The organism is Xanthomonas sp. BRIP62415, from assembly GCF_003993515.1.
Classification (GTDB): domain Bacteria; phylum Pseudomonadota; class Gammaproteobacteria; order Xanthomonadales; family Xanthomonadaceae; genus Xanthomonas; species Xanthomonas euroxanthea.
In genome coordinates, this window is the sequence record NZ_QEZH01000029.1 from 283,415 (window position 1) to 295,620 (window position 12,206).

The following is a 12,206-nucleotide window of genomic DNA, read 5'->3' on the forward strand; positions in this document are numbered from 1 at the left end:
GTTAATTGGCTCTTTGGATGAGCCGATTATCCCGGCTAATCGGCTCATGCGCCAGTGTGAACTAGCGACTCAGCCTGTCTGATCCCATAGATGCTCGCCCAGGTCGCCCAAGATTTGGTCCAGCCGGCCATCGAGCAGGCGGTCCAACTGCAGGGCGCCGCCGTCGCCGCTGAAGTTGCGTTGCACGGTGTCGCGGTCCATCACCACCTCGTGTATCAGCTGCTGGGCCAGCCGCTTGAGCCAGCGCCGCTGCACCGGCGTCCAGCTGCGCTGGGCATAGATGCCCTGCATGGCCTTGTCGACACGCTGCTCGAACGGCACCAATGCCTCGCCCAGCGCGGCACGGCGGATGTAGCCGATGATGCTGGCGGCGACCTCCTGCTGGGTGCTGTTGCGCCAGGCGCCGCGCAGGTGGGCCTCGCTGTAGCCGTGCTGGTCGAGCAGCAGGCGTACCTCGCGCAGCTGGGCGCGGGTGAGGTCGCGGGGGCGGTTGACGATGACGCTGAGCGCGGCGGACTGATTGATCTGCTCGCGGATGAAGGCGTTGAAACTGTCCAGGTAATCGGCCGGGGCTTCGTTGACGCCGTAGTTCTGTGCGCGTTCGAGCAGGGTGTCAGTGTGTTCGGAAATGACCGGGTAGCGGTCCGTGCCCAGCAGCACGCCCACTTCGGCCAGTTGCTCCACCAAGCGCGGGTGTTCGTGGAGGAAGCTGGCGGCATTGCGCGCGCCGAGCTTGTGCAGGTGGGTGTGCAGCACGGCGGGCGCCACGCCCCAGGAGGTTTCCAGCTCGCTGAGCTTGTCGCGCAGATCCGGGCGCTGCTCGGCGCGATGCTGGGCCTTGCGCAGCACGCGCATGATGCGCTGGTTCAACTGGTCAAGTGCGTCGTCGGCATGGCTGCCGCCGTTGCTGCCGGGGGCATCGAAGCTGCGCTGCTGGCCGAGCTCGTGGACCAGCTGCTCGATGCTGATGTTGGGGTCCTTGACCAGCGGGCGCATGGTGTCGACGTCTTCGAGCGCGGCGTACAGATCCACCGGATCGAAGATGCGGAACACAGTCTTGCCGATGTCGTCGCAGCGGCGGGTGGCGCGGCCCTTCATCTGTTCGTAGAGGATACGCGAGCGGACCCGGCGCATGAACACCAGGTTGGCGATACGCGGCACATCGATGCCGGTGGTCAGCAGGTCGACGGTGATGGCGATATTGGGGAAGCGCTCGTTCTTGTAGTTGCGGATCAGCTGGTCGACCTTGTCGCTTTTGCCGGTGATCACCGCGACGCTGGCCTGGTTGTAGTAATTGCCATGGACCTGTTTGAAGGCCTCGTCCAGCTGGTTCTTGACGCGTTCGGCGTGGGGCTGGCTGACGCAGAAGATCAGGGTCTTTTCCTCGCCGTCCGGGTCCAGTTCGATGGCAAGCTGCTCGCAGACGACCCGGTCGAAGTCCGCGGTGATCACACGCCGGTTGAACGACTCGATATTGAAGTCGAGTTCGTCTTCCAGGTCTGCGGTATCGACTTCGCCGGTCTGCGTGTTGATGACGCTGACGCGCTCGCCGCGATCGAAGTGGATGCCGTTCTTGCCGAGCGCGGTGGTGTAGCGGATGGGCGGCTCGTGGTCGATCAGCCAGTCATCTGCCACTGCTTCGCGGTAGCTGTAGGTGTAGATCGGCTTGCCGAAGATTTCGGTGGTGTGCTTGGCCGGCGTTGCGGTCAGGCCGATACGGCAGGCGTCGAAGTAGTCGAGCACGCGGCGGTATTGCGACAGGTATTGCGCGTGGTCGCGCACGGCCAGCTCGCCGTCGGTCATTTCCTGGTCGAGCGTGTAACCGCGGTGGGCCTCGTCGACGACGATACAGTCGAAGGTGCCGATCGGTGGCGGGTCATCGGACTGGAAAATGCGCCGGACCATGGCCTGCACCGTGGCGACCTGCACGCGGGTCTCATCGGCGGTGCGGGTGTCGTCCAGGCCATCGAGGTTGTAGATCTGCGCCAGCGTCTGGTTCTGCTCAAGCTGCATATCCTGCATCGTCTCGGTGGCCTGGGTGCCGAGCGCGGAGCGGTCGACCAGGAACAGAACCCGGTGAAAGCGCTCGGCCTTGAGCAAACGGTAGATCAGGCCAATCATTGTGCGCGTCTTGCCGGTGCCGGTCGCCATCGCCAGCAGGCAGTTGCGTGAGCCCGATGCCAGCGCGTCTTCCACTGCCAGGATCGCGCGCTGCTGGTAGTCGCGCAGGTTGAGGTAGGCAAAACCTTCCTGGGCCAGATCGCGCTCGGCCTGGTCGCGATCGCGGGTGAGCAGGTCGGCGATGTCCTCGGGCGTGTGAAACTTCTGCAGCGGGCGCCGCAGATTGGCCGGTGAGCGCAGGTCGCGGAACCAGATGCCCGATTGCTCGGCCAGCTGTTTCACGAAAGGACGGCCATTGCAGGCGAATGCCAGCGGCACCTGGAAATGGCCACCCTGGCCGTCGGCCCAGCCTGCGATCGAGGTGGTGGCCGGGTAGGCGGGGGCCAGCTCGCCACGCATCACAAAGTCGCGCGCGTAGCGCTCGGCCTGGGGAATCCGGTCGGCGATGTTGATCTGCTTGCGCTTGGCCTCGACGACGGCGACCGGCGTGAGGCCGGCGAACAGCACATAGTCGGCGTTGGCGCGCGGCACCTTGGTGGGCCACTCGGCGATGGCGAGATTGCGACCTTTTTCCGGGCGGATGCCCTTGGCGTGGGTGAGGTCGAGCGAGTCTGCGTCCCAGCCGGCCTCGCGCAGCTGTTGGTCGATCAGGATGCGGGTGAGGTCTTCGCTGAGGTCGAAGTTGTTGCTGGCCTGCTGGGTGGCGCCGGCGACCTGTTGGGTGGCGGCCTGGCGGGCGGTGTCCGGCTGCTGCAGGCTGGCGATGCGTTGTTCGAAGTCCTGGCGAAGCCGTTGCAGTTCCTGTTCGCGTTGGACTGCCAGCGCCGACTGCGCACGCGCTTCGACGTCCATCGCTTCGGCGAGCTCGGCGTTGAGCTTGGCTTCACTGTCCTTGAGTTCGGCGAGCGCCTGGCTCTGATCGTGTTGCTGGCGGGCGGTATCCAGCTCCGCTTTCAGGCGATGGACCTCGGCCTGCACTTCACGCAACGGCGCGGCTGGATTCTTCGGGGGCACGAAAGCACCAGCCTTGAATTCGGCGGCGTTCCTGCCGAAGGCCCGGTGATACCAGACCGCCAGGTCGCGGGCGACCTTCAGGCCATCCATCGCTTCGCGGTGTTGTGTGGTGAAACCGTGGGTCGCCTTGTTGCCCTCGACCCGCAGTACGTGGAACAGCTCCTGGATCCGCCGGTCCAGGCGCAGCTCGCGTGCGAGCTGGTAGATCAGATCCGCCTGGGTCGTCCGCTGATCGTGGAGAATGCCGGCGCGCCCAGCGAGATCCTGGGCAAGCGCTTCGGCGAACTGCCGGAGCTTGATCAGCGTGGTGTTGGGATCGCTGGCAAAGACCTGCTCGGCCATCGAGGCCAGTTTGAAGAAGACCGGATCGTGTTCCTGCAGGAAGGAAAAGTTGCTGTCGACAGTCACACGCGTATCCGTACTTGGCGCCCGGCGGGATGGCATCTCGCGGTAGCCCTCATAGGTCACCGACGCTGCCGTCGTCATTCTAGCGCCGGATGCGATGGACCGATATGCGATGGCTTAGGCCGTCGCAGCCACCTTGTTGGCAACTGCGCAAGTTTTTCCTGTGAATTCCCAGTCTTTTGTCGACAACCGAGTCATTGTCACAACGAAATTCGGCGGAAGCATAGATACTTCTGCCTGATGATTCGTCCGGAATGGCTCTACTGCGTATATGAAATTGCGGGTGCCGAAGGCCTTGGCGGCGGTAATTCTTGACGGCGGTCATCTGTAGTAGCACGATCACTCCACGGAGCCTCGAAACTCCGCAAACAGCGGTACCCACCTCCGACAAACCGGTGGGTTTTTTGTGTCTGCAGGTTTTCTGCAGATGCAACCGGCGTGCTGCTCTGCGTCGGGAGGGCGGTGAATACAACACCCGCAAGGGGAATAAGCCCGCCGACTGTTTGCGGTTTCGAGCCTCCCGACTTCCCGTCCGTCGCTTTGCGGCGGGCGGGCTGATTCCATGGAATGAGGAGCAGGCCATGTCGGACGTTGTACGAGATGCGCAGTCACACCCGGGCTACTACCTGCCAGAAGGCGCGCAGTACCGCTTGCAGCAGTTGCGCGACCATATGCGCTTTTTGGCTCGCCTGGCGCAGTCGCGCACACGGGCCGAAGAGCAGGCGAGGCAGCCAGCCATCTGCATGGACGAGTTGGCGTTCTGCCTTGAACTGCTGGCCGAGCAGGTGACGCAGACAATGGCGCAGGTGCAGTGGCCAGCGCACCTTAGGCCCGATGTTGCTGACAACGCTACCGACGCAGGGGAGGCTGCAAGAACCGATTAGCAATGGCCTTGCCGCGCACACGGAAACAGGAAATGGCCGATATGTAGGCGATGCGTTTGCCTTCGGCGTCAAGCGGAGCAGGTGGATGCGCTGGAACAGTTGCTGACCAGCGCCGCCCATGGCGATGTGATCGCTGCCGGTAACTCCGATCGGCTGGAACGCTGCACCTCAGTGTCGGCCGGCTGTATCTGCAGTGCGCTGTTATCCTGGAAAAGTGATCAGTATTCCGCCAGCGAGCCGGTAGACCAGAATACTTTGCCTTGGATCACACGTTTTCCAAACCTGAGCGTGCCGCGCTTACCCTTGATTTCCAGCGTGAACGACGGCGGCAAGTCGGTGCGTCCGGGATTTGTGAAAACGATGCGCATGTGGTTGGCACTCGGTCTGAAATACCATTGGGTGCTTTCCGATGGAAGCCCGCGTGATGCAATGTTCGGCCAGGTCATGACCAGGCCGCCGATGCCATTAGGGCCGCCTCCGCTATAGACCAGAAAGCTATAGCCGGCGGTATCTGTTTCAAACGACAGGACATCGCCGGTGGCGCCAGCGGACGTACTTGTCAGCAGGGCGATCAACAAGATCAGACTGGTCCACAGACTGCGCATGTGTGTTTTCATCGTTCGTCCCTGCGACGGATGTCTATCGTTTGCCGAGTCGCTACGGGTAGGCATGAGGACCCACGATCCAGGATGCACTGCCTGGAATGACGCGCTTGCCAACGGTCAGGCGGCCACTTCTACCCTCTATCTCGACTGTAAAAGATGGAGGGTATTTAGGGTCGCTCGTATTAACGAATTTGGCGCCTGCGCGGGTGTGTTCCTTATCCATGTGGTACTTCACGCCGGTGAAGGGCAGGTCCCTGTGCTCATAGCCGGGCCAGCGAATCATGGCGCCGGCAATGCCGTCGTTTTCCTTGCTTCCACCACCTATATACAGTTCGACTTCGTGGGTGCTGTCAGCGCTTCGAAAGGTGACGACCGTACTTGTGGCTAGTGCAGGAGCGCTGGCGAACGCAAACGCCAGGAGCAGCGTCAGCAGCACGACCACCTTTGGTGCGATTCGATTCCGCATACGACATCCCTCCTTGGTATGAAGCTGGATCTTATCTGATCGGAATTTCGGAGTCGGCACAGGCGCACAGCATCAGCTGTGCAGTCGTAGCCAACCACGCCGCATGATGCAGCCGTTCACACCGGCGCAGACTTCAAAATCCCCGACAAACTCTCCCGCAGGATCAACTGCAAATGCATGCGGTTGAGCTCCATGCCGCTGGTCATCACGCTGTGCAGGCCGCCGCACATGGCGGCAACGGCGAAGACGCGGGCCTGGAATTCCTGCTCGCTGCTGGCCGGGTCGGCGTGGCCGCGGAGCAGGCGTTTGAGCAGTGCGCTGAGGTGTTCGATCAGCGATGCGCTCTGCCGGCGCATGAAGGTGGCCAGCACCGGGTCGCGCAGGGTGGCCAGGTGCAGTTCCAGGTCGATGCGGGTGCGCTTGATGTTGATTTCCTGCAGCAGCCATTCCTCGAGCAGGCCGGCGATGAAATCCACCACGTGCACGTTGGCCGGGCGTTCCACCAGCCACATCTGGCGGATGGCGCGCATGTAGTTGCGCTCCAGCAGTGCGCGCACCAGCGCGTCCTTGTCTTCGAAGCGTTGCAGCAGGCTGCCGCAGCTGACCCTGGCGCGCTCGGCGATCAGTTCGAAACTGGTGGCGCCCAGGCCGATGGCGTCGATGCATTGCTCGGTGGCGTCCAGCACCTCTTCCAGCAGCAGTTCTTCGCGCTCTTTTGCCGTGCGCAGCAACAGGACGTTGGACATGGGCGGCGGGCTTGTGGGGGGCTGCAGTATAGCGGCGCGGCGTTCGTCGTCCGTTGCGTTCGCTTGTTGCTGTGCCATCAGTCATGGATGCGCGTGCGTATTGAAACGCCGGTCACGGATGCGCTGGTCGACCATGTTTTCACGGCGGCTGTGCGACACCTGAGGCCGACGTTGTGCAGGAGAAGCATGTGAGTGAGAACAGTGCGGTAGCCGGTGTCTCGGCGCAGTGGCCGGCGCGGTTGTGGGTGGTGCGGCATGGGCAGAGCGCGGGCAATGTGGCGCGTGATCTGGCCGAGTCCAATGGCGCGGCCTTGATCGACCTGGAGCACCGCGATGCGGATGTGCCTTTGTCGGACCTTGGCGAGCGCCAGGCCGAGGCGCTGGGGGCGTGGATGGCCGGCTTGCCCGAGCAGGAGCGCCCGACGCTGATCCTGAGTTCCACCTACATACGTGCGCGCCAGACCGCCGCTGCGGTGGCGCGTGCGCTGGGGCAGCCGGCCGAGTCGGTCAGTGTGGACGAGCGTTTGCGCGAGAAGGAATTCGGCGTGCTCGACCGCTACACCACGGCCGGCATTCTCGCGACCTTTCCGGAGCTGGCCGAGCAGCGCAAGCTGGTGGGCAAGTTCTACTTTCGCCCGCCCGGTGGCGAGAGCTGGTGCGATGTGATCTTCCGCCTGCGCGGGGTTGTGGGCGACCTGCAGCGCAACCATGTGGGCGCGCGCGTGCTGATCGTGGGGCACCAGGTGATCGTCAATTGCTTCCGCTACCTGATCGAGCGGATGGACGAGGCCACCATCCTGGGCATCGACCGCGAGGGCGATGTGCCCAATTGCGGCGTCACCGAATATGCGGCTGCGGCCGATGGGCAATCGCTGGAGTTGCTGCGTACCAAGTTCGTGCCGCCGGAGCTGGCCGACGAGCCGGTGACCACCGAGTCCGACCGCCCGGCCGGGGCACGCTGATGGCCGCCCCGCGCATGCGCATGCTCACCGCTGCGGCCTTGCGGTCGATGCCGTTGCCGGCCCCGGGGGGCGACAAGGAGCAGCGCGGGCGCGTGTTGATCGTGGGTGGCTCGATGCGCGTGCCGGGCGCAGTGCTGCTGGCCGGCGAGGCGGCGCTGCGCACCGGTGCCGGCAAGCTGCAGATTGCCACCGCCGCCAGTGTGGCGCCGGGCATGGCCTTGGCGGTGCCGGAGGCGCTGGTACTGGGGCTGGCGCAGAACGGGCAGGGCGAGATCGTGCGCGGGCACCGCGCACTGGACGGGGCGATGGCGGCCTGCGATGCGGCAGTGATCGGGCCGGGCATGGCGTCGTCGGCCACCACCACGGCGATGGTCAGGCGCGCTGCCGAACAGGCGGTTTGCACCTTGGTGCTGGATGCCGGCGCGTTGTCGCGTGGCCTGCGGGCGCCGATCGGGCGGCCGTTCGTGCTGACGCCGCACGCGGGCGAGATGGCGACCCTGGCCGGCGACGACAAGGCAGCGGTGGAAGCGGCGCCGGGCGAGTACGCGCTGAAGTTTGCGCAGAAGCTGCGCAGCGTGGTGATCGTCAAGGGTGCGGACAGTTTCATTGCTGGGCCGGATGGTGCGCTGTGGATGCATCGCGGGGGCGCATCCGGGTTGGGCACGTCCGGGTCTGGCGATGTCCTGGCGGGATTGATTGCCGGCTTTGCCGCGCGCGGCTGCGATGCGTTGGGCGCTGCGCTATGGGGCGTGTTTGTGCATGCAGCGGCGGGCAGGCAGTTGGCCAGGCGGATCGGGCCGGTGGGGTTTTTGGCGCGCGAGCTGGGGCTGGAAGTGCCTGGAATTCTGGATCGGTTAGCGCGCCGCTGATCGACGCGCGTCGCGGTGATGCCGCACGCTGACCAAAGCCCCTCTCCAGCGGGAGAGGGGTTGGGGTGAGGGTACGTTTGCGGGAGTCGTGGGGCTGTCTTTCCAGAAGGGGTTTATGTTGTTGCCTTGATTGCAGGGGGCGGGTTGCACTCTTCGCAGGCGTACCCTCATCCGGCCCTTCGGGCCACCTTCTCCCGAGGGGAGAAGGGAGTGTCCATTGGTGAAAGGGTGCATGGTTGCGCTCGTTTGTTGCGCGATGTTGCGCCGCGTTGGTCGGTTAGGCTTGGTCACCAACCTGGGAGGGTGCACGGTGAAGCGAGCGATTGCGTGGTCGATGGTGGTGGGGGTTTTGGGGGGTTGGGGTGCTACGACTGAAACGGTGTTGGCATCTGCATCTGCATCTGCAGCAACAGCAACAGCAGCAACAGCAACAGCAACAGCAACAGCAACAGCAGCAACAGCAACAGCAGCAACAGCAGCAACAGCAGCTGCAACAGCAGCAACGCCGACTCCGATGCCGGCATCGACGGCACCGTCTGCGTCCACGCCCGCATCGACGGCGGTAGACGCTGCGGTTGCGGATGCTGCTGTTCCGCCAGCAGCACCCGCCGGCGCACTACGCGTCTACACCTCTGCCCAAGGCGCAGCGCAGCAGATGCGCGCCAGCACCGCCGAGGCACCCAGGGCCGGGCATGCGTTGACCGAGAAGGAGAACTCCATCTTCGTCAATCCGCAGCGCCGCTTCCAGGAGGTGCTGGGCATTGGCGGGGCGATCACCGATGCCAGTGCCGAGACCTTCGCCAGGCTGCCCAAGCCTGCGCAGCGCGCCTTGCTCACTGCCTACTACGACCCGCAAAAGGGCATCGGCTATACGCTGGCGCGCACCACCATCCACAGCTCGGACTTCAGCAGCGGCAGCTATACCTACATCAAGGACGGCGATGCGGCGCTGAAGAGCTTTTCGGTCAGGCACGATGAGCGTTATCGCATTCCGATGCTGCGCCAGGCCATCGCGGCGGCCGGCGGCACGTTGACGACATTTGCCAGCCCGTGGAGCGCGCCGGCCTTCATGAAAGACAGCCACAGCATGGTCAAGGGCGGCAAGTTGTTGCCCGCGTATGCGCAGGCCTGGGCCACCTACTACACGCGCTTCATTGCGGCCTACGAAAAGGCCGGTATCCCGATCTGGGGCATCAGCCTGCAGAACGAGCCGATGGCGGTACAGACCTGGGAGTCGATGGTGTTTTCCGCCGAGGAAGAGCGCGACTTTCTGAAAAATCATCTTGGTCCGACGATGGAGCAGGCGGGCTATGGCGACCGCAAGATCATCGTGTGGGACCACAACCGCGACATGATGCTGCACCGCGCGCATGTGATCTTCGACGATCCGGAAGCGGCGAAGTACGCGTGGGGCATGGGCTTCCACTGGTACGAGACCTGGGCCGGGTTCGCGCCGATGGTGGAGAACGTGGCGGCGGTGGCGCAGGCGTACCCGGACAAGCCGCTGTTGCTGACCGAAGCGGCGGTGGAAAAGTTCGACCCGGCAAAGTTGCAGTACTGGCCCAATGGCGAGCGCTATGGCACCGCCATCATCAACGATCTCAATCACGGCGCGGTGGGCTGGACGGACTGGAACATCCTGCTCGACGAACATGGCGGGCCGAACCATGTGGGCAACTACTGCTTTGCGCCGGTGCATGCCGATACGCGCACCGGCGAGGTGATCTACACGCCGAGCTATTGGTATATCGGCCACTTTTCCAAGTTCATCCGCCCCGGCGCGCGGCGGGTGAGTGCGTCCAGCAGCCGCAGCAATCTGGCAACGACGTCGTTTCTCAATACCGATGGCAGCCTCGCCACGGTGGTGATGAATGCCAGCGACGTGGCGATCCGTTACAACCTGTATGTGGGCGCGGCGTCCAGTGAGTTGGAGATCCCGGCGCATGCGATCCAGACTGTGGTGATGCAGTAAGCGCGGACCGTGGGCGGAGTTTTAGTAGAGATTGCGTACCCTCATCCGCCCTTCGGGCACCTTCTCCCGGGGGGAGAAGGGGGGAGCTTACGGATGCTCGTAGCCAGCGTTGCGTCGCCGGTCGGACCACCGTGCGTGTACGTCCCACTGATGCGTCACCCGTCGATACCGTTGCCGGTACCAAGAACGCCACCGAAGAGACGCCGTCAAAGAAACCCGCCGAAGAAACGCCACCGAAGACGCCACCGAAGAAACGCCGCCGAAGAAATGCCACCGAAGAAATGCCACCGAAGAAATGCCGATCGCTGCGCACGCAGCGATCGGCGGGGCCCTGGTGGCGCTGGGCTGGAACGCGTTCTCTGGGCTGCTCAGGACAGCAACAAGCCGCCGGTGGCGCCGAACACTTCGCCGGTGACGTAGCTGGACTCCTGCGAGGCCAGGATCACATACAGCGGCGCCATCTCCACCGGCTGGCCGGCACGCTTGAGCGGGGTTTCCGAGCCGAACTCGGGAATCTTTTCCGGCGGCTGGCCGCCGCTGGGCTGCAGCGGGGTCCACACCGGGCCGGGTGCGACCGCGTTGACGCGGATGCCCTTGTCGGCGACCTGCTGGGCCAGGCCCTTGGTGAAGTTGACGATGGCGGCCTTGGTGGAGGCATAGTCCAGCAGCGTCGGTGAGGGCTGGTAGGACTGGATCGAGCCGGTGTTGATGATGGATGCACCCGGCGGCAGATGCGGGATGGCTGCCTTGCACAGCCAGAACATCGCGTACACGTTGGTCTTGTAGGTGGCGTCGAACTGCTCGGTGGTGATGTCGGCGATGTCCTTCATCGCAGTCTGCTTGCCGGCGATGTTGACCAGCAGGTCCAGCCCGCCAAGTTCCTTGACCGCGCGTGCCACCAGTTCGTTGCAGAACGCTTCGTCCTTCAGGTCGCCGGGGATGCTGATGGCCTTGCGGCCTTCGGCCTGGATCAACTTCACCACTTCCGCGGCGTCCTGCTCTTCTTCCGGCAGGTAATTCAGCACGATGTCGGCGCCTTCGCGTGCGTAGGCAATCGCGGTGGCGCGGCCGATGCCGGAGTCGGCGCCGGTGATCAGCGCCTTGCGGCCCTTCAGGCGGCCGAAGCCCTGGTAGCTCTGCTCGCCATGGTCGGCCTTGGGCTGCAATGCATGGATGGTGCCTGGCGCTTCTTGGGTCTGCTCAGGGAACTTGGGCTGCGGAAACTGGGTGAGCGGGTTCTGCATTTCGTACTGGTTCTTGGTGCTGGACATGCACTGGCTCCTGCATTGGGGGACGACAAGGCCGCAGCGTGCTGCGGCCGATGCGGAGCAGTCTGGAAACCATGGCGATGCGTGCGGGTGAACGAATGTTGTGCATGATGTGAACGCGTCACGCAGCTAGCGTGCGGGCGATGCCGTAGCGCCGTGCACGCACGGCAGACCGGGAGGACAGCAATGCAGTGTGTAGGGATCGATGGCGCCGGCAGCGGCTGGCTGGCGGTGTGGGAAGCCGGCGATGGCTTGCAGTTCGCCGGCTACCCCAGTGTTGCCGCGCTGGCGAGCGCATTGGGCGGCGTCGCTGTGCTGGGCGTGGACATTCCGATCGGCTTGAGCGAGCACGCGCCCCGCGTTGCGGATGCGCAGGCGCGGCGCTTTGTCGGTGGGCGCCGCGCATGCAGCATCTTTTCCGCGCCACTGCGGGGCATGTTGCATGCGCGTACGCAGGCGGAAGCCTCTGCGTTGCATCAGGCGCTGGACCACGAGGGCCAGCGCGGCTTTGGCGTGCAGTCGTTTGCGCTGCTGTCGAAGATTCGCGCCTGGGACGATGCGGTGCGCGCCGACCCGGCATGGGCGGAGCGCGTGTTCGAGGTGCACCCGGAAGTCTCGTTCGCCGTGCTCGCCGGCGGGCAGGGCCTGGCGGCGGGCAAGAAGAGCCGTGCGGGCCATCAGCAGCGCGCCGCCTTGCTGGGCCAGTGCTACGGCGCCAGGCCGGTGGCTGCGTTACTGGAGCGTGTGCCACGTGCGCTGGCCAAGCCGGACGATGTGCTGGATGCCCTGGTGGCCTGCTGGAGTGCGCAGCGCATTGCCGCGGGCACCGCCGGCAGCCTGCCGGCGGTGGTGGAGCGCGACGCCTGCGGGCTACGCATGGGCATCCACTACTGA

General features: G+C 64.5%; 11 protein-coding genes. 5 read left to right on the top strand and 6 right to left on the bottom strand.

Annotation, left to right across the window (positions count from 1 at the left end; translation table 11 throughout):
- Positions 1-69: 69 nt before the first annotated feature.
- A complete protein-coding gene (gene hsdR, locus EO141_RS15460) occupies positions 70-3,543 on the bottom strand; it encodes a type I restriction-modification system endonuclease (protein ID WP_127169604.1) in 3,474 nt (1,157 codons plus the stop codon).
- 578 nt (positions 3,544-4,121) lie between these two features.
- Here hsdR and EO141_RS15470 point away from each other — a divergent pair.
- Positions 4,122-4,424, top strand: a complete 303-nt coding sequence (locus EO141_RS15470) for a hypothetical protein (RefSeq protein WP_127169605.1) — start codon at positions 4,122-4,124, stop codon at positions 4,422-4,424.
- Positions 4,425-4,642: 218 nt separating this feature from the next.
- Here EO141_RS15470 and EO141_RS15475 read toward each other — a convergent pair whose 3' ends face one another.
- The 3 genes from EO141_RS15475 to EO141_RS15485 all read right to left on the bottom strand — a co-directional run bounded on the left by EO141_RS15475 (position 4,643) and on the right by EO141_RS15485 (position 6,241).
- Complete coding sequence (locus EO141_RS15475; RefSeq protein WP_127169606.1) at positions 4,643-5,041, bottom strand: hypothetical protein; 399 nt, start codon at positions 5,039-5,041, stop codon at positions 4,643-4,645.
- A gap of 40 nt (positions 5,042-5,081) precedes the next feature.
- The gene (locus EO141_RS15480; RefSeq protein ID WP_127169607.1) at positions 5,082-5,495 is read right to left on the bottom strand and encodes a hypothetical protein; all 414 of its coding nucleotides are present in this window, start codon (positions 5,493-5,495) and stop codon (positions 5,082-5,084) included.
- Between the two features lie 116 nt (positions 5,496-5,611).
- On the bottom strand, positions 5,612-6,241 hold the full coding sequence (locus EO141_RS15485) for a TetR/AcrR family transcriptional regulator (RefSeq protein ID WP_127169608.1): 630 nt from the start codon (positions 6,239-6,241) through the stop codon (positions 5,612-5,614).
- 173 nt (positions 6,242-6,414) lie between these two features.
- On the opposite strand from EO141_RS15485, the gene EO141_RS15490 reads away from it, so the two are divergent.
- A complete protein-coding gene (locus tag EO141_RS15490; protein WP_104582371.1) occupies positions 6,415-7,203 on the top strand; it encodes a histidine phosphatase family protein in 789 nt (262 codons plus the stop codon).
- Entirely contained in the window at positions 7,203-8,072 is an 870-nt protein-coding gene (locus tag EO141_RS15495) for an NAD(P)H-hydrate dehydratase (RefSeq protein WP_126946638.1), read from the top strand. Before EO141_RS15490 ends, EO141_RS15495 begins: the two co-directional genes overlap by 1 nt.
- A 365-nt stretch (positions 8,073-8,437) precedes the next feature.
- On the opposite strand, the gene EO141_RS21730 is transcribed toward EO141_RS15495, so the two are convergent.
- Positions 8,438-8,596, bottom strand: coding sequence for a hypothetical protein (locus EO141_RS21730; RefSeq protein ID WP_164739237.1), 159 nt, complete (start codon positions 8,594-8,596; stop codon positions 8,438-8,440).
- Here EO141_RS21730 and EO141_RS15505 point away from each other — a divergent pair.
- On the top strand, positions 8,587-10,044 hold the full coding sequence (locus EO141_RS15505) for a glycoside hydrolase family 30 protein (RefSeq protein ID WP_241236669.1): 1,458 nt from the start codon (positions 8,587-8,589) through the stop codon (positions 10,042-10,044). The two genes, EO141_RS21730 and EO141_RS15505, sit on opposite strands and share 10 nt — an antisense overlap.
- Positions 10,045-10,412: 368 nt before the next feature.
- Here the strand turns inward: EO141_RS15505 and EO141_RS15510 are convergent, their stop codons facing one another.
- Entirely contained in the window at positions 10,413-11,315 is a 903-nt protein-coding gene (locus EO141_RS15510) for an SDR family oxidoreductase (RefSeq protein WP_104582375.1), read from the bottom strand.
- A gap of 183 nt (positions 11,316-11,498) precedes the next feature.
- On the opposite strand from EO141_RS15510, the gene EO141_RS15515 reads away from it, so the two are divergent.
- A complete protein-coding gene (locus EO141_RS15515; protein ID WP_127169611.1) occupies positions 11,499-12,206 on the top strand; it encodes a DUF429 domain-containing protein in 708 nt (235 codons plus the stop codon).

Excerpts from the sequence above, each read along its gene's own strand:
- EO141_RS15470 (WP_127169605.1), top strand. The coding sequence starts at position 4,122 with ATGTCGGACGTTGTACGAGATGCGCAGTCACACCCGGGCTACTACCTG.
- EO141_RS15475 (WP_127169606.1), bottom strand. The coding sequence starts at position 5,041 with ATGAAAACACACATGCGCAGTCTGTGGACCAGTCTGATCTTGTTGATC.
- EO141_RS15480 (WP_127169607.1), bottom strand. The coding sequence starts at position 5,495 with ATGCGGAATCGAATCGCACCAAAGGTGGTCGTGCTGCTGACGCTGCTC.
- EO141_RS15485 (WP_127169608.1), bottom strand. The coding sequence starts at position 6,241 with ATGTCCAACGTCCTGTTGCTGCGCACGGCAAAAGAGCGCGAAGAACTG.
- EO141_RS15495 (WP_126946638.1), top strand. The coding sequence starts at position 7,203 with ATGGCCGCCCCGCGCATGCGCATGCTCACCGCTGCGGCCTTGCGGTCG.
- EO141_RS15505 (WP_241236669.1), top strand. The coding sequence starts at position 8,587 with ATGCCGGCATCGACGGCACCGTCTGCGTCCACGCCCGCATCGACGGCG.
- EO141_RS21730 (WP_164739237.1), bottom strand. The coding sequence starts at position 8,596 with ATGCCGGCATCGGAGTCGGCGTTGCTGCTGTTGCAGCTGCTGTTGCTG.
- EO141_RS15510 (WP_104582375.1), bottom strand. The coding sequence starts at position 11,315 with ATGTCCAGCACCAAGAACCAGTACGAAATGCAGAACCCGCTCACCCAG.
- EO141_RS15515 (WP_127169611.1), top strand. The coding sequence starts at position 11,499 with ATGCAGTGTGTAGGGATCGATGGCGCCGGCAGCGGCTGGCTGGCGGTG.